We start from the raw sequence: 17,842 nt of genomic DNA on the forward strand, positions 1-17,842 counted from the left end.
CACACTAACGAATTTAAATCGATTCTTTCAAGACTTGGTTCTATTTAGGTAACTTTGGCCATCAAGAATTGAATATGGTGTTAGAGCAAACAGTCGAAGCATTACAAGCCCTCAAGGGTGATATGATTAAAATTTTGGATGAAGAAAATCCAGAATTATTTATCAGAGCAAAAAACCAAAACAACTGGTTTACGCCCATAGCATGTGCAAGTGCTTTTAAGGGAATTATTCAAATGCTTGATCTAGAAGAGCTGCAAAATTGGCTATCAAATTACGATGTGAAGACTCAAAAATCCCCAAAATCTATTGGGGTATTGATGGCTGGCAATATTCCCTCTGTTGGTTTTCATGATTTAATGTGTGTTTTGCTTTCAGGCCATAAAGCTGCGGTGAAGCTGAGTACCTCAGATTCTGTGCTTATGCTGTGGATTATTGAGAGACTCATTGAAGCTAACAAGGGTTTGGAAGACTTCATCTCGGTGGAGCCAATGCTCAAGAATAAGGATGCCTATATCGCCACTGGTAGTGATAATTCATCTCGATACTTCGATTACTATTTTGGAAAATACCCACATATCATTAGGAAGAATCGGACCTCCATTGCCGTGCTCACCGGAGAAGAAACAGAAGAAGAAGTTTTGAATTTAGGCAAAGATATTTTCACCTATTTCGGATTGGGTTGTAGAAACGTATCCAAAATTTACGTGAAGGATAAAATAGATCTACAATCACTCCTCGGCTACCTTGAAACTTACAATTGGGTTGCCGATCACCATAAGTACTTTAATAATTATGAGTACAATAAATCTATTTATCTGGTGAATAAGACCCCTCATTTAGATAATGGATTTGTATTGCTCAAAGAGGACTCTCAACTGGTTTCCCCGATCGCGGTACTTTATTATGAAGTATACGATACTGACAAAGATTTGAAAAATAAACTAGAGCGTGATCGAGAAAAAATTCAGTGTATAGTAGGAGGGGGACAGAATTACATTCCCTTTGGTGCAGCACAATATCCCTCAGTTTCTGACTACGCTGATGGGGTAGATACTATGAGTTTTTTAACTCAGCTTTAACTTTTTTCTTGCGCGTATTATTTGCCGATTTGGTCAGGGTGATGCAAAAAGTGGAACCTTTACCCAGTTCAGAAGTAATGGTCAAACTGCCGTTGTTTTTCTTCAGGTATTCACGAACCAAAACTAAACCGAGACCAGTCCCTGATTCATTATTTTGACCTTTCGTTGTAAAACTGATTCCGTTTCTAAGTTTTTCTAAGTTTTCGGGGGTAATACCAATTCCAAAATCCTTGATGCAGATTTTGACATCTTCTTGAACAATTTCAGAGCTGAGATGAATTTCGCCTTCTGGTTTCGAGAATTTAATGGCGTTATTGATCAGATTCCTTAGTACCAAATCGATCATATTTTTGTCTGCAAAGACCCAAACTTCATCCTCCGTAGTAAACTTAATTTTAACTCCTTTTTCCTTCGCAATCCGGTCCAACAAGTCCCTTTGGCTTGCAAGAGCTTTGAGTGAGTCAAAGTTTTCGGGGAACCGCTGTTCTCCTCGCAATTGAGAACTAGACCAAGCGAGCAAATTTTCCAAAAGTACTGAGACATTGGTCATGTTCTTGGAAATTTCCGGAATCAAGTCTACAAACTCTTCCTTGGATATGAGACCAGTTTGGGTTAAGTGGATCAATTCGGTCACTCCAAAAATTGGCCCTTTTAAATCGTGGGAAATAATGCTGAAAAACTTATCCTTCAGGTCATTCAATTGACGCAGATCAGCCGTTTGGGTTTCCAGTTTTTTCTTGATTTCTACCTCAGCAGTGATATCATCAAACAATAGCACCATTCCGGTCAAAGAGGAATTTTTATCTTCAATTGGAATAGCTTCAATTTGGACGATTTTGGATTTACCATTGACAAGTAATTCGGTATCCAAAGTTCTGACAGTTGAGGTGTTCAGAAGTTCAAGAATTTCAGGATATGCTTTGAATACGCGTCGACTATCAAAAGTAGATCGCAGTTCTTTCTCTTTGGGATTAAACTGATTCATAAATGGATTGAAATCCACAATCAGTTTCTTTTCGTCTAAGACCAAAACTCCTTTCGTAATCGCTTCCACAACCTTGTCTCGGGCAATGGGTTTAATGCTGAATAAATTATACTTCAATACAGCCACGCCCACTATGATGTAGGTGAAAAGGAACGCATAAGTGGTCAGGTCTATTCCATCATATGGTACGAACAATTTTGTCTGATAAAGTAAATTGAAAAATATTGGGAACGCTCCCGCGGCAAAGATGATCCGAGTCTGATTTTTATGCAACGGATCGGCAAATTTAAATCGCTTCCAAAGTATCAGAATACCAAAAGTGAAAAGTAGATAGGCATAGAGGACATTGAAATAATACCAAGGCCCTGGGGTGATTTTTAGAAGTGGAAAGGGTCCATTGAGATTAATTCCTACTTCTCGGTAATGGAGGTGGTGAAAGGAGTTTGTAAACACCAATAACATCGTGATTACAGGGATGATAAACATACTGATGATCAATACCTTATTCCTTTGGGGCTTATAATCTGTATACCTTAGGCAAAAGTAGACCCAAAAGGCTGGAGCAAGTGCAATACCTAGATATTGAATTTTGCCCCATAGAAGCATGTCTTCTAGGTTAAGGCTTGCAAGCTCGAGGCCGTAAAAAAATCCCCAAATGGACACAGAAACCATGGTGAGAGCCACCCATCGCACTAAATCCTTCAATAAAAATGCAATGTATATACAGAGCACGCCGACAAGCGTACTCGATATCAATAGTGTAACGGAAAACGGATTAAATACTAATTCCATTCAAATCCTTCAGTCGATGCAGCGGTAATTCTATTTGGTGTTTTTTACCGAATAACTCTTAATATTACTGCTTTATTTTATCACATAAAAATAAGCTTAGTTTTGAAAAATAAGCTATTCCCTTCATCTATCGTGAATCCCTTTTTCATAGTCATTTTATTGACGATGATCTGCATTATTTTGAGTGTGAAAAGCTTGAGCTCCCTCGAGCAAGGGGTAATAAAAAATTTTTTAATCACTTTGGAATTTTGGCGAAATGGGTTCTTTAGTTTGCTCGGGTTCACCCTCCAAATGATGATGATTTTGGTTTTTGGGTATTGCCTAGCTATCTACAAACCGATTTATTCTTTCTTGCGTAAGCTCGCAGACCTCCCTCAGACCCATATTTCAGCAGCTGTTTTTATTGCAGGTATAGCCATGATCGCCGGTCTATTGAATTGGGGTTTTGGTTTGATCGTTGGAGCTCTGCTTGCTCGATTTGTAACGATTGCCTTAAGAGAAAAGGGAGTTCGGGTTCACGCCGGGCTTCTTGCCGCATGTGGTGCCTTGGGCATGGCAGTGTGGCATGGCGGTTTTTCAGGTTCTGCTCCGCTAAAGGTTGCCGAAAAAGACCACTTTTTGGAAGAGATGATTGGTGTGATCCCAATTTCTGATTCTATACTCTCTTCCTTCAATAGTCTAGTGACGTCGGGTTTATTTCTGGCTTTTGTCATAACGGCTTTTATTTTGGCTTCGGTTTCAAAGAGCTCCTATTCTCCGACCCACGCTATTCCACTTCGTGCTATTCCAACAGGAGATGGCCCTTCAATTGCGAGATGGGTGGGGATTTTGATGTTGCTAATTGTTGGCGTCGCTGCCTTCCAACCCAAAGAAACCTTGGCTTCTTTCTTTGATTTGAACTTGGTTAATTTTACGCTTTTTGCTTTGGTTCTCGTTGTGTATAAATCATTAGATAGATTTACCGAATCAGTTGGCGAAGGGATCAAAAGTTCAGTTGATATTTTTATTCAATTTCCTTTTTATGCCGGAATATTGGGAATGCTGAGTGATTCTGGCGTTTTAAGCTCTTTTTCTACCTGGGTTTTTGAAAATAGCAGTGCAGAGTCTCTACCGGTGTATACTTTTGTTTCAGCGGCTGTAGTTAATTTTTTTGTTCCTTCAGGAGGTGGTCAATGGGCCGTTCAGGGTCCCATTCTTATGGATGCGGCAGTTTCGCTTCACTTACCTTTAGGGAAAATGGTCATGGCGTTTTCTTACGGAGATCAAATCTCTAATCTTCTCCAGCCTTTTTGGCTTTTGCCGCTTTTAGCGATCACAGGGGTTTCTGCGGCTAAAATTTTGAAATTTTCATTTTGGTTTTTTCTGGTTGGATTTATTTATGTCCTTGGAGTAATGTTTTTCCTGTTTTAGGGAACTTTGCTTTTAATATTCATTTTAAATTGATGTGAAGTGCCTTATAGCCGTGATTTATGGCTCGTGATTGTGCCGTCAGGTTAGTATATTTGCACTTCGTGAAATCAATTGAGTTTTTAATTCACTAAACAACTAATTTATGGCTTTTGATATTGACATGATCAAGGAAGTATATGCTCGATACCCTCAGCGTATCCAAGCAGCACGAAAGGCAGTAAACAAGCCACTTACCTTGACAGAAAAAATTCTTTATGCACACTTATCCGAGGGAGAAGCTACTGAAGCTTACCAAAGAGGTGGCTCCTATGTAGACTTTAAGCCTGATCGCGTGGCCATGCAAGATGCCACGGCACAGATGGCTCTTTTGCAGTTTATGCAGGCAGGTAGAGATCAAGTCGCTGTTCCTTCCACGGTGCATTGCGATCACTTGATCCAAGCTGAGGTTGGAGCTGCAAAAGATTTGACAAAAGCCAAGGACAAAAACAAGGAAGTATTTGATTTTCTAGCTTCTGTTTCAAATAAATATGGAATTGGCTTCTGGAAGCCTGGGGCTGGTATCATTCACCAAGTAGTATTGGAAAACTACGCTTTTCCAGGGGGGATGATGATTGGAACAGATTCACATACACCAAATGCTGGTGGTCTTGGTATGGTTGCTATCGGTGTAGGTGGAGCAGATGCCTGTGATGTGATGGCTGGTCTTCCTTGGGAGCTGAAATTCCCAAAACTTATCGGTGTCAAATTAACTGGCAAGATGTCTGGTTGGACAGCGGCCAAAGACGTAATCTTGAAAGTGGCAGGTATACTAACCGTAAAAGGTGGTACAGGTGCAATTGTAGAATACTTTGGAGATGGTGCGAGATCTTTATCAGCAACTGGTAAAGGCACCATTTGTAACATGGGTGCAGAAATCGGCGCAACTACTTCGATTTTTGGATATGATGACAAGACTGCGGCATACCTTGAAGGAACTGGTCGTGCTGACGTGGTAGCTCTAGCAAATTCAATTGCAGAGCACCTTACTGGAGATGATGAAGTCTATGCAAATCCAGAAAAATATTTTGATCAAGTAATTGAAATTAATCTTTCAGAGCTTGAGCCACATGTGAACGGACCATTCACTCCCGATTTGGCTTGGCCAATTTCCAAGTTTGCTGCTGCTGTTAAAGAGAATGGCTGGCCAGCAAAACTTGAAGTTGGTTTGATTGGCTCATGTACCAACTCTTCTTATGAGGATATTTCTCGAGCAGCCTCGTTGGCAAAGCAGGCGGTTGATAAAAAATTGGTCGCTAAATCAGAGTACACCATCACACCTGGGTCTGAGCAAGTTCGATTTACTGTAGATCGAGATGGTTTCTTAGATACCTTTGGTAAAATGGGTGGTGTCGTTTTGGCTAACGCTTGTGGACCATGTATCGGTCAGTGGGCCAGACATGGGGCTGATAAGCAGGAGAAAAATTCCATTATCACCTCATTCAATAGAAATTTTGCGAAGCGTGCGGATGGTAATCCAAATACACATGCTTTTGTCGCATCTCCAGAAATAGTAACTGCTTTGGCAATTGCGGGAGATCTTACCTTCAATCCATTAACTGATAGCTTGACTAATGAAGAGGGTAATCAGGTGAAGCTTGATGAACCACGAGGACTTGAATTGCCTCCTAAGGGATTTGCCGTGGAAGACGCTGGTTTTCAGGCTCCTGCTGCTGATGGATCTAAAGTTAAAATCCAGGTATCCCCGACGTCTGATCGACTTCAATTATTGGATTCTTTTAAGCCTTGGGAAGGTACGGATTTGAAAGGTCTAAAGCTTTTGATCAAGGCTAAAGGCAAGTGCACCACAGATCATATCTCAATGGCAGGGCCATGGTTGAGATATAGAGGTCATTTGGATAACATTTCTAATAATATGCTGATTGGTGCAGTCAATGCATACAATGATGAGACTAACAAGGTCAAAAATCAATTGACTGGTGAATATGGCGAGGTACCAGCTACTCAGCGTGCATATAAAGCTGCTGGCATCGGATCAATTGTCGTGGGAGACGAAAACTATGGCGAAGGCTCATCTCGAGAGCATGCTGCTATGGAGCCTCGATTCTTGGGAGTAAGGGCAATCTTAGTGAAGTCTTTTGCAAGAATTCATGAGACGAACTTGAAGAAGCAGGGCATGCTTGCTTTGACTTTTGATAACCCAGCGGATTATGAATTAGTCCAAGAAGATGATTCTATTGACATCCTTGGGTTAACGACTTTCGCCCCAGGTAAAGGTCTTGAAGTAGTCCTAAATCACGCTGACGGATCAGTTGATAAAATTAAGGTAAACCATACCTATAATGAAGGGCAGATCAAGTGGTTTGAAGCAGGTTCTGCATTAAACTTGATCAAACAAGGCGTTTAAAAGTCTTTTCCTCAATTACTTAAATACCGCAATCTTCGATTGCGGTATTTTTTTGTCAAAAAAATCAATGGATGACCCTTAAAGTTTCATTTTTCAGAAATCAATTTTTTGTATTTATAAAACATAATATTTGATATAAAATACAAAATAGTGTATGTTTGCTACTGTTTGTAACGCTAGAATTCACCTATACTTTGTTAGGAACAGAGCACATGCCAGAAAAGGGGGTCAACAGTACTTTTAAAAAAATCGTCTATGAGTCATCAGAGATGGTTTTTTTGGCGGATGACACATACCCCTACACTATTTTTTATGGAAACGAGCTCTTCGAGAAGGAGATCGGCGATAAGCTAGAGCAGCGTAATTTAGTAGGCCTTGGGCTGGATGTTAACTCATACATTTTCAAAGAGGAGCTAGTTTTGGAGGTTAAAGAGAATGAGTATTCTTTCTCTTTGGAATTACCTCATGAAAACGAATCAAACTATTTTCTTTTTTACCATGGAAAACCACTGGAAGCAAATGAAACTCCTACGAAAGCCGAAGCTATAGAATATGTTCGTTCTAACCCAGATGCTATCATCATAGGCGAGTTTGATTTTATAACTTTTTTGAATGCCACGGCCCTGAATAAAATAGGATTCAAATACGAAGAATTAGTTAACACAAGTCCAATAAATTTGATCCATCCAGAGGATCAAAAGTCCTTTAATAAGGTTTGGAAAAAAGCGAAGGAGGCACAATCCACTGAGGAAGCTACAGCTCGATTTCAAACAAAGGAAAATTCTTTTGTTTCCCTAGATTTAAAGATTTCTTTCTCAGGTGAGCGCTTCTTTATTACCACTTTTACTAAGCAGGCCGTTCATATCATCAATCCTGCTGATGCAGTTCAGAATCGACTCATTCAGTCCTCGGCGGACTTGGCAGAAGTTGGAAAATGGGAATATGACTCGGAAGCCAATTCTTTTCAACTGGATGAAATAGCTCGCCAAATGCTTGAACTTCCAAAGGTTGTTAAACTCGATAAAAAGAAAATCGATAAGCCCATAAGGAGTGCGTTTAAATCACTGGTAAAAGGCTTTACCAAAAATGACCAAGGTGAGACATACTTGGAGCTGATCGCTCCTAAAAAATTCAAGGTTGCCTGGGAACATTACATGGTAGATCTAAACCAAAAAAAGATCGCTGGAATAGTATGGAATGATACTACCATTCAAGAGGCGAAATCTGAATTAGATTTTTTCCAAACCCTATTCATGGATTCCCTAGAAGCGATGATTTTGCTTACCGAATCTGGGTTGGTACGTCTTATAAATTCCGAAGCAAAAAAGCTCTTTGATTTTGACGAATCAAACTCACCTAAGTTTTTGGAAGATTTTTCCCCTTTTGTTTTAGATGATGAGCCTGTTAAATCTTGGATCGAAAATCCTACCATTGAGGGGGTGGAAATACTTACGAGTATAAAAAACCATCAAGGGGATGCATTGAATCTAGCGATTAAGTCAAAGCGGATAGCATCAAATAGGGAGACTTGTATTGTAGTTTCATTTAGAAACGTCACAGAGAAAATTAGCTTAGAGCGGTCCTTGGAGGACAGCACTGAATTTTTGATGAACCTTACAGACCAAGTGCCAGGTGGGCTTTATCAAATGGTGCTTTCAGCCGAAGGGGAAATTCGCTTTGCCTTTTTGTCAAAGGGTATCCGTTCTGTACTCGGGATTTCTTCAGAAGAGGCTCAAAGTCTCAAGGATATTGGTACGGCAATGTCAAATGTTCATCCTCAGGATTTGCCAAATGTAATCATGACGTCTGTGGCTTCGGCTAGAAAGCTTGAGCCATGGCTTTGTCAGTTCCGAGTAAAAATTGGTGATTCGGGAGAATATCGATGGGTGCTTGGAGCAGCACGACCACAAACCCTCGATACGGGAGATATGGTTTGGTATGGCTATTTGACAGATATTAGCCAACAGAAGGAATTTGAAGAAAAACTAGACGAAGCCAAAAAAGCTGCTGAAAAGGCAAATCAGATTAAGTCCGATTTCCTTTCCATGATCAGCCATGAGCTCCGAACACCACTAAATGCAATTTCTGGGTCGGTTTATTCTTTGCTTCAAGAATCTCCAACAGATTATCAGAAAAATGCTTTAAATACCATCAACTTTGCAGTGGATAATTTGATCATTATGATCAATGATTTGCTAGATTTCCAGAAAATTGAGGCAGGGAAGCTACATATGGAAAATGCAAGTTTCAATCTTTCCGAACTGCTTAATCAGATTATCAAAGGCCTAACCTTCCACGCACGTGATAGTAAAAATAAATTGCAGCTCGATTTAGATCCTCGACTTGATCTTTTGGTGAAGGGGGATAAAACGAGAATGTCACAGGTGTTGAATAATTTGATCACCAACGCTTTGAAATTCACAGATCGAGGTATTGTTGCTGTGAAAGTAAATCTCCTGTCAAAGTCTGATCAGAAGGTTCGAGTATATTTTGAAGTTTTGGATAATGGTATTGGTATAGCTAAAGAAGATCAAAGTAAGATTTTTGACGATTTTGATCAGGTGAAGCCAACCTTCAATAAAAAGTATGGAGGTACTGGTCTTGGGCTTTCGATTACCAAGAAATTACTATCCATCATGGGAAGCGAAATCCATTTGGAATCTGAAGTAGGAGTGGGTAGCAAATTCTATTTTGAAATAGACATGACCTTGGCCAATGAGGAAGAAGGGCCGAGAACTATCCTTCCTTTGAAGCCTGTACTTCCAGAAAAATTACACTTGTTGATGGCGGAGGATAATGAGGTAAACGCTTTGGTTTTGGGAAAAATCATTTCCAAATGGGGTCATACCTACGACCGAGTGGTTAACGGTTTGGAAGCAGTAGCGGCTATGGATGATCCGACCAAGTACAATTGTGTACTTATGGATATTCAAATGCCAGAGATGAATGGTTTTGATGCAACAAAGGCCATCAAAGCTAAATTTGAAATTCCTGTGATCGCACTAACAGCAGCTGCGAAATTAGAGATCATGGAACAGATACAAGAATGTGGTTTTGATGGTTTTGTGGCCAAGCCTATCGATGCTGCTGAATTACATGATGTAATCAAAGAAGTGGTTGGTAAATATCACTCTAGGTCTTGAGCCTTGAGGTAATATTCATTGACTAAATCCATGTCTGGATAGTTGGTTGACAAGTCCTGTAAGTAACTAAGCGCACTTGTTTTATCACCTTTTAAGACATAATAGATCCCTTTATTTCTCAAAGCGTAAGGGTTTTTGGGGTCTAGTTTGATGCTTTGATTAATTAGGTCTAAGCCTTCTTCCAATTCACCTAAGAAGAGCAAGTACAAGCCTTTGTTATTATAAAAATAGGGCTGTCTACTGTTTATTTCGATTGCTTCATTTACTTCAGATAAAGCCTCAGATACTTTCTGTTGATCAAAGAAAATCATGGATCGGAGATTGTAAATATTGGGCTCCATTGGATTTAATTCCTCGGCTTTTTGGATCAAGTCTAAAGCTGTATCGTAAAACTTTAAATAGTACAGAAGGGTTGCCTCATTGACTAGAAGATCAGAATTTTCAGGGTTTAATTCTCTAGCTTTGGCGAAAGACTTCAATGCATCCTCGTAGCCTTTTAATTTTTCCTGGGTAAGTCCCATGAGGAAAAACGACTGCCAATTGTTCGGGAAATTTTTAACAAGCACATCGGCATCTTCTCGGGCCTTGTAGAATTCGCCATTATCCAAATAAGCAAGGCCTCTTTGAAAATAGGCTTCCTCGTAATCCGCGTCAATCTGTATGGCCTTGGATAAATCCAAGATCGTCTCCTGAAGTTGATTTAGCTCAAGATGCGCCATAGCCTTATTGTAATAAGCATCTTTGTAAAGACTGTCAATATGAATTGCTTCACCATAAAACTCCAAGGCTCCTTTGGCATCATTTTCCTCCATCTTTTCATTTCCTTTGAGAAGGAACCGGCCCTTTTTGTCTTCCTCAGAATCGCAGCCGAAGATGAGGAGTACTACACAGAAAAGTAAATTAGTTTTCTTCATCATCGGAAATTTCTGCAACAGTTTCAACCTTAGACTTCTCCTCACCAAAAAGTGTGGCAAATGGATAGGTTTCATCATTCAATTCGAATATTTCTCGCATAATTGCCATGCCTGGAATAATTAGGATCATTCCTGCGATTCCCCAAATTGTGCCCCCAACGAGAAGACCTAAGAAAGTGACGAATGCATTCAGATTGACGTTACTACCCACAATTTTTGGAGTAAGAAAGTTGCCTTCGACCATTTGGATAAGTTGGAAAGTGGCTAACACCGCTATAGGATAAAAAATGCTATCCTTTGTTAGGAAGGCAAAGGTGATAGGTAATAAGGATCCTATCAAGGGTCCTACATAAGGAATGATGTTTAGGAAGGCTGCAATCATACCAAAGAAAACGGCATGTTTTATTCCTAAAATCGTGAGACCTGTAATGTTCAAAATTGCTAAAATACCCATGACCTTTACCACCCCGATAATGTAGTTCTGAATCAGTTTTTTCAGGCTTCTGATCCGGGTTTTCACAAGTTCTGGTTCTTTGTTATGATAAATTTGAATAACTACGGTACATAAATGATCACGGTACAAAAGAAAGAAAAACATAAATACCGGTATTAGAACGATTCCGGTAAGAGACCCAACTGTTTTCAAGGCGAAACCTGAAACGCTACTGCTATTTTCAGCTAGTATGGATTTAATGTAGTCGATGTTTGCCTTATTTCTTAATTCTTCATCTACACCAATATTTTCCACTGTCCAATTATCAATTGAATTGGCATATTCCTGTATTCTGTCGCCCACATTGTTATCAAAATCATTTGTGAAGCTAGAAATAGTCGAAATAATGAAGGTTACGATACCGACTAAAAGCAACATCATAATCAACAAGGATAAAATAGAGGAAAGAACCCTTGGCGCTTTTTGTTTTTCAAACCATTGACTTAATGGATTGAACAGGATGGCAAAAAAACCTCCCATCAAGATGGGAACTAGTAAGGGCTTACCTATGATCATGATGTAAACGATCACGCAAATCAATAGTAAGACTGCTAAAACCTTTACATGAGGGGGAGCGAAATTTTTGAATGTGATCATAACTATTAATTTTGTTCTATTAATCCTGCACGCTTGAGGAGTGCATCTTCCTTTGGGTCTCGACCTCTAAATCTAGCGTAAAGAACAGATGGATGCTCAGTTCCTCCGGCAGAAAGCACATGATTAGCAAAAGCTTCAGCAGTCTCTGCATCGAAAATGCCTTTTTCTTGAAATAATTCAAAAGCGTCAGCATCGAGTACCTCCGCCCATTTATAGCTGTAGTATCCAGCGGCATACCCTCCTTGGAAAATATGGGAAAAAGCTGTACTCATCATGGTGCCTTCGACTCTCGGCAAAAGATCTGTTTCTGCCATGACAGACTTTTCAAAGCGCTCGACATCCAAGTCCTCTGACGGTTCCTGACCATGGAAGCCCATGTCCAAAAGCCCAAAACTAACCTGTCTCAGGGTTTGATATCCTTGCTGATAGTTTGCCGAATTTTTGATTTTCTCGATCAGTTCCTCAGGTATTTTTTCTCCCGTTTCATAGTGCTTCGCAAAGAGATCCAAGCATTCTTTTTCGTAGCACCAATTCTCAAAAATCTGTGAAGGAAGCTCCACGAAGTCCCAATAGACACTCGTTCCTGAAAGTGATTGGTAAGTTCCATTGGCGAGCATGCCATGTAAAGCATGTCCAAACTCATGGAAAAGCGTGGTCACTTCATTGAATGTGAGAAGGCTAGGCTTCGTTTTAGTGGGTTTGGTGAAATTACATACGATGGAGACATGTGGGCGATCATTCAGTTCACCATCCCTCCACTGTCCTTTGAAGCTTGTCATCCATGCCCCGTTTCGCTTTCCAGCTCTGGGAAAAAAGTCTGTATAAAAGATCGAAACGAATTCGTTGTTGCGATCAAATACCTCATAGACCTTTACATCTGGGTGGTATGTAGGGATTTCTTTATTTTCTTTAAATGTGAGCCCGTAGAGCTTGCTGGATGTATCAAAAACACCTTGAACAACATTTTCCAATTTGAAATATGGCCGTAATAGCTCGTCGTCTAAAGCGTACTTTTCTCTTTTCAACAATTCAGAATAGTAAGCAAAATCCCACTTTTCTATTTTGTCTATGCCGTCCAGTGCTTTGGCAAAAGCACTGAGTTCCTCTAGCTCTAAATGGGCCTTGGGTTTGGCTTTTTTAACCAGTTTCCGCAGAAAATCTTGTACTGCTTCTGGACTTTTTGCCATCCTTTCCTCTAGCACAAATGCGGCATGCGATGAATAGCCCAGCAAACTGGCGCGTTCATGACGGAGTTTGATGATGTCTTTGATAATTTGTCGATTATCCAGCTCATCTCCTTTGCAAGCTTTTGTCCCTGAAGCCATGAAAAGCGTCTTTCGAAGTTCTCTGTTTTTGGCATAGGTCATGGCTGGAATATAACTGGGGTAATCCAAGGTAAAGCCCCAGGCTCCTGGATGTCCCTTGTCTTCGGCAATTTGTGCCGCCGCCTCTTTGATACTTTCTGGGAGCCCGTCAAGGGCGCTTTCATCTTTTTCTAGATGCAAGAATCGATTCGTCTCTTCGAGTACATTTTCTCCAAATTTCAAACTGAGTTGCGCAAGTTTTTGATCAATGCCTCGCAGTTTTTCTCCTTCTGCTTTACTCAGTTTTGCTCCGTTTCGGACAAAAGACTTATATGTTTTCTCGAGTAGAGTTTTCTGCTCCGGGCTTAGTTCGAGATTTTCCATTTGTTCAAAGACCTGCTTTACTTTTATAAAAAGGTCTTGATCGAGCAAAATATTGTTGGAATGTTCTGTGAGAATCGGTGCAATCTCTCTTGCTAGGGATTGAATTTGATCATTCGTCTCTGCTGAGTTGAGATTGAAAAAAATACTGCTTACCCGATTTAATGCTTGCCCAGCACGATCTAGTGCTTCGATCGTATTTTCAAATGTGGATTGACTTTGGGTTTTTATTTCTTCGATTTCCTTTTGAGCGGCTTCAACTCCCTTTTTGACAGCAGATAAAAAATGCTCCGGTTTGATCTGATTAAATGGAGCGGTGTCGTATGGAGTTTGGAATGGCTCAAGTAATGGGTTGGTCATGGATTAGTATCATTTTCTTCAGGCATCTTCCATTGAGGATTCATTAGATGGCCTGCCAGTTTTAATTCTTTCTTTAGTTTTACAAGTTGGGTCTCAAAGCTATCCCACATCCATTTGGGGTGGGGTATGGAATGTGCCTCACTGATGGCTTTCTCATAAGCCTCAAAATTGCCTAGCCCAAAGTTAGCCTCTGCTTTATTAACAGCAATCCAAAATCTCTGTTTTTGAAAATATTCTGAAAGTTCCTCGGACTCCTCAGATTTTGCAGAATCTTCCGAAGTATGAGCCGTTTTCTGTTCTAGTTTGGCTTGATCACGATCGCATAGATATAGGACTCGCTTCCAAGTTCGCTTAGCGATCACCAAATCAGCCACACGTTCTTCATCAGTGTGGTTAAGAGCTGAATTCACACGATAAATACAACAGATTGCTAAGTTGATCCCGTGGTAGCGATTATTTAAGAGATAATAGCTTCGCTGAAAGTACAAAATGGCATCTTCAAGGTGATTTTCTCCATCACCGATTTCATAGAGTTTTTTCTTTAATGTACCCGCTGTACCTACCGTTTCAGGGTCATTGGAATGCGCCAAATTTATGTCAGCAAGCAGTTCAAGCGCTTTGTAAAGTGAATCTTTAAGACTAGGCTCAGCAGCCTTATAAAGGCAAAATGCCAATCTGTGGATCAAGTATGAATCAGTCTGACTTTTACCCTGTGAAGAGAGTAACTTAGCTGATTCGAAAAGGTCTCTAGCTTTGCTAAACTCATGGTTAGCAATTGCTTTTTCTCCCTCATCGATTAAGTACGATAGCGCTTTTCCCTTTCCTGAGTCTTGATCATCTGTTATGGCTTTGGGAGATGCGGCTTGTTCTGCGATTTCTTTGGCGAGTTTTGGAGGCACCAAAGAATGAAGGTAGGTGTACACCGGGCTGTCAGATTCTTGTGTTTGGAGTACGGTGTCAATTTTTTGTCCCAAGGCTTTTCTGAACCTCCCCACTTCTTCAAAATCAATTGCATCACCCAAGTGAGTGTAGCTGGTAATTAAAATATGATTTAGATCGAAGGGGTAGACAAGCTTGTCCTCGGATATCACAATGGTGGTGTATGGCCTTAGCGCATGTCTAACGCCTAGCTCATAAAGTGCGTTTGGATTTGAAGTAGAAAGATCAGCGATGACCAGGTCTGCCTCCAGCAATTCCTGATACATTTTTACATCTATTGATCCGGAGTGAATGATCTCATCCGCTCGGACACAGGTGATCCCGCGTTCCTCCACCACAGGCTTGATCAAAACACGATAGGACTTGTTTAGGTCTAGTTTTCGGCCATTGACATAATCGGTTTTGGTGCCAAAGCCCATGACTACGAAGCATCTTTTTTTTGGCATTTTTTCTCTTTTTACTGAAAACTCAATATAGCTTTTCTTTTACTCAATTTTTCCATGCATAAAGCAAAAGGGCCAGCATGGCTGACCCTTTGGACAAATCAATAATTATTAGTAATCGAAATCACAGCTCATGATATCACTACCTATGGGAGATCCATCTGGAACTTTGAGCATTTCCTGTGGGCTGATTTCCATTGGTAACTCCAAGAACGCTTCAATTTTATCGGAAAGGTATTGTGAATGGGACATGAAGTTTATGTTGTCACTACCTCGATCAGTCAATGAATTTGCTCCTCCACTTGCTAAACTCGCCAGAGTCATACGAGCAAAGGCTCTCACAGTAGAGGATACGTCTTGGTTTTTTGCCAAATTGATGAAGCTATCGACCAATTTAGACTCTGTCATTAGCTTGATTTCGAAGCGAGTTCCATCCGGATACGAATCGGCAAAGACCTGTTGAATAATTCTGCCGTAAATATCTTCTAGTCCAGGAAGGGAGGGGTCCTCCAAATTCTGAATGTAAACTCGATTGGCTCTTCCTGGCTCGAAAAGGAAGCTAAAGGTCAAATCTACCACGCTTTCTGCTGGAGCAATTGGGTCGAAAATTGGTCCTGTTCGTGAAACAAATGTTTCTCTGTTTCTGCTATAGCCAGGAGGTCTTGGTGGAATCAAATCCCGAATGCTTTGCGGTACATCTAGCTGATTTGGACTGATGGAATAGAGCAAGGCAAACATAGCCTTGGACTGAGATTCCGCCGGAATCCATTGATGATCAGGTTGATTATCGCCTTTGATTCTGTAATTAAAATCCATTCCACCAATCATTTTGGTGGTGGCTTCCACTTGAAATCTGTGCATCAAAAAGAGGGGAACCAAGACTTCCTCCAGGGTAGCAAGTGGTTCGCCATTCCTAATGGCATTGAGGCCGAAAGTTTTCAGTTTTTTCTCTCGCAAAGTCAACATTCTCATTAGCTCCTCGGAGGCAGTGCTGCCATTATCCCAAAGATGAGAGCGTGGGTGAACTCCGCTGGCATCACGTGAGTCTGAATCGGTGATAAATTCATGTCCTGCTTCATAGGTGTCAACCAGGGTTTTATTCAAATAATCTTCCTCAGAAACTCCAGCAGGAGGATAGCCATATCCATATCGGATGGCCCACTTGTCCCATTCTCCGATCTTGTCGTCGTAGGCATTGGAGAAGTCCAGTTCTCCTGAAGCATTTTCGGTGATTAGAGGATAAGGATAGTCCATTACAGACGATCGCTGATCCGCAGAGGTGGCATAGCTATGACTCAAGCCTATGGTATGGCCAATCTCATGTGCTGAGAGTTGTCTCAATCTAGCTAGGGCTAACTCCAACATTTTTGGATCTGGGACATCGCCGTTTTCATACGGCTGAATTAAGCCTTGAGCGATTAAGAAATCTTGTCTGACGCGAAGTGAACCCAAAGAAACATGGCCCTTGAGGATTTCTCCTGTTCGTGGATCACGAACACTCGCTCCATAAGACCAGCCTCTGGTGGATCGGTGCACCCATTGAATGACATTATAGCGTACATCCATTAGGTCCATTCCTTCGGGTGCTAATTCAACGCGAAAGGCATCGATAAACCCAGCGGCTTCAAAGGCCTGATTCCACCAATTTCCACCTTCAATCAATGCCGAAGCCACCGGCTCAGGCGTACCACGATCCAGATAATAAACGATTGGCTCCACTACTTCAGAAACGGGAGCATCTGGGTTTTTCTTCACTAATCTGTGTCGAGCGATAAATCTTTTCATTATTGGCTCGGAAATAGGAGTGGTGAAGTCCATGTATCCAATAGATCCATACCCTGCTCGTGGATCAAAAGCCCTAGGCTCATAATCGTCGTCTGGAAGCTGGATAAATGAATGTCTCTGACGCACGGTAACCGCATCGGGACTAGGAGTCACGCTTCGAAGATATCTACCTGTAGGACTACCAACCAGAGTGATGGTGGCCTCTACCTCAGTGTTTTCAGGGAAATTTTTTGTAGTGGGATAATATAGACCACTTCTGGATTCATCTGTACGATAAGTGCCTTCACGGCCTCTAGCTAGTCGTTCCGACACGCCATGCGCATCCTGTAGGTAGAATTTTGTGGCATCTAGAATGAAATGGCCATCTTTATTTTGAGCTATTTCAAAACCCCAAATAATCGATTCGGCAAATGCTTCATCTATTGATTTTACCTCGTACGGGTTTTCAGAATAGGCCCTGAAATCATAATTTTTGTGAACCAAAAAGAGCCTATTGCCAGATCGCCTAAATTCTACAATCCTTGTATCTCCGAGCTGCCCACGATCCAATCCAATATCATTTGAGCCGATTCCGGCGGTGAGAGAATTCACATATAGAAACTCTTTGTTGAGCTCGGTGATATCTAAGTAAATTTTTCCTTTTTCTTCATCTAAATAAAAATCTACGAAGCCTTCCATTTTGGTCATTTTGGATAGGTCTAAGCCTTGTCCAAAACTTAGGGCCAGTACAGAAAAGAGGAGTGAAACGGTAAGAATAGCTTTTTTCATAGGTCAAAATTTCTTTTATTAAACTTAGAAAAAACCACTGCTTTT

The 17,842-nt window shown here is 40.9% G+C and carries 10 protein-coding genes; 4 read left to right on the top strand and 6 right to left on the bottom strand.

Translation table 11 applies throughout. The annotated features are described in order from the left end of the window. The first annotated feature begins 122 nt into the window (after positions 1 to 122). The gene (locus ACFOSV_RS11020) at positions 123 to 1,079 is read left to right on the top strand and encodes an acyl-CoA reductase (RefSeq protein WP_377906070.1); all 957 of its coding nucleotides are present in this window, start codon (positions 123 to 125) and stop codon (positions 1,077 to 1,079) included. Here the strand turns inward: ACFOSV_RS11020 and ACFOSV_RS11025 are convergent. Then, positions 1,054 to 2,856, bottom strand: a complete 1,803-nt coding sequence (locus ACFOSV_RS11025; RefSeq protein WP_377906071.1) for a sensor histidine kinase — start codon at positions 2,854 to 2,856, stop codon at positions 1,054 to 1,056. The genes ACFOSV_RS11020 and ACFOSV_RS11025 overlap by 26 nt on opposite strands. 132 nt (positions 2,857 to 2,988) lie before the next feature. On the opposite strand from ACFOSV_RS11025, the gene ACFOSV_RS11030 reads away from it, so the two are divergent. The 3 genes from ACFOSV_RS11030 (at position 2,989) to ACFOSV_RS11040 (ending at position 9,813) form a co-directional block, all read left to right on the top strand. After that, the gene (locus ACFOSV_RS11030; protein ID WP_377907295.1) at positions 2,989 to 4,266 is read left to right on the top strand and encodes a TIGR00366 family protein; all 1,278 of its coding nucleotides are present in this window, start codon (positions 2,989 to 2,991) and stop codon (positions 4,264 to 4,266) included. A 142-nt stretch (positions 4,267 to 4,408) separates the two neighbouring features. Continuing rightward, positions 4,409 to 6,670, top strand: coding sequence for an aconitate hydratase (locus tag ACFOSV_RS11035; protein WP_377906072.1), 2,262 nt, complete (start codon positions 4,409 to 4,411; stop codon positions 6,668 to 6,670). A gap of 158 nt (positions 6,671 to 6,828) precedes the next feature. Next, positions 6,829 to 9,813: an ATP-binding protein gene (locus tag ACFOSV_RS11040; RefSeq protein WP_377906073.1), complete on the top strand. Its 2,985-nt coding sequence runs from the start codon at positions 6,829 to 6,831 to the stop codon at positions 9,811 to 9,813. Here ACFOSV_RS11040 and ACFOSV_RS11045 read toward each other — a convergent pair. From ACFOSV_RS11045 to ACFOSV_RS11065, 5 genes are all read right to left on the bottom strand, one after another. Then, positions 9,798 to 10,727 (bottom strand): tetratricopeptide repeat protein, encoded by a 930-nt coding sequence (locus tag ACFOSV_RS11045; protein ID WP_377906074.1) that lies wholly within the window; start codon positions 10,725 to 10,727, stop codon positions 9,798 to 9,800. The genes ACFOSV_RS11040 and ACFOSV_RS11045 overlap by 16 nt on opposite strands. Next, positions 10,714 to 11,817, bottom strand: a complete 1,104-nt coding sequence (locus tag ACFOSV_RS11050) for an AI-2E family transporter (RefSeq protein ID WP_377906075.1) — start codon at positions 11,815 to 11,817, stop codon at positions 10,714 to 10,716. Before ACFOSV_RS11050 ends, ACFOSV_RS11045 begins: the two co-directional genes overlap by 14 nt. A 5-nt stretch (positions 11,818 to 11,822) precedes the next feature. After that, positions 11,823 to 13,862: a M3 family metallopeptidase gene (locus ACFOSV_RS11055; protein WP_377906076.1), complete on the bottom strand. Its 2,040-nt coding sequence runs from the start codon at positions 13,860 to 13,862 to the stop codon at positions 11,823 to 11,825. Further along, positions 13,859 to 15,247 (bottom strand): tetratricopeptide repeat-containing protein, encoded by a 1,389-nt coding sequence (locus ACFOSV_RS11060; RefSeq protein WP_377906077.1) that lies wholly within the window; start codon positions 15,245 to 15,247, stop codon positions 13,859 to 13,861. The genes ACFOSV_RS11055 and ACFOSV_RS11060 overlap by 4 nt, the downstream gene beginning before the upstream one ends. 108 nt (positions 15,248 to 15,355) lie before the next feature. Beyond that, positions 15,356 to 17,797 (bottom strand): zinc-dependent metalloprotease, encoded by a 2,442-nt coding sequence (locus ACFOSV_RS11065; protein ID WP_377906078.1) that lies wholly within the window; start codon positions 17,795 to 17,797, stop codon positions 15,356 to 15,358. Positions 17,798 to 17,842: the final 45 nt, after the last annotated feature.

The sequence above is a fragment of the Algoriphagus namhaensis genome (assembly GCF_042649705.1).
GTDB lineage: Bacteria > Bacteroidota > Bacteroidia > Cytophagales > Cyclobacteriaceae > Algoriphagus > Algoriphagus namhaensis.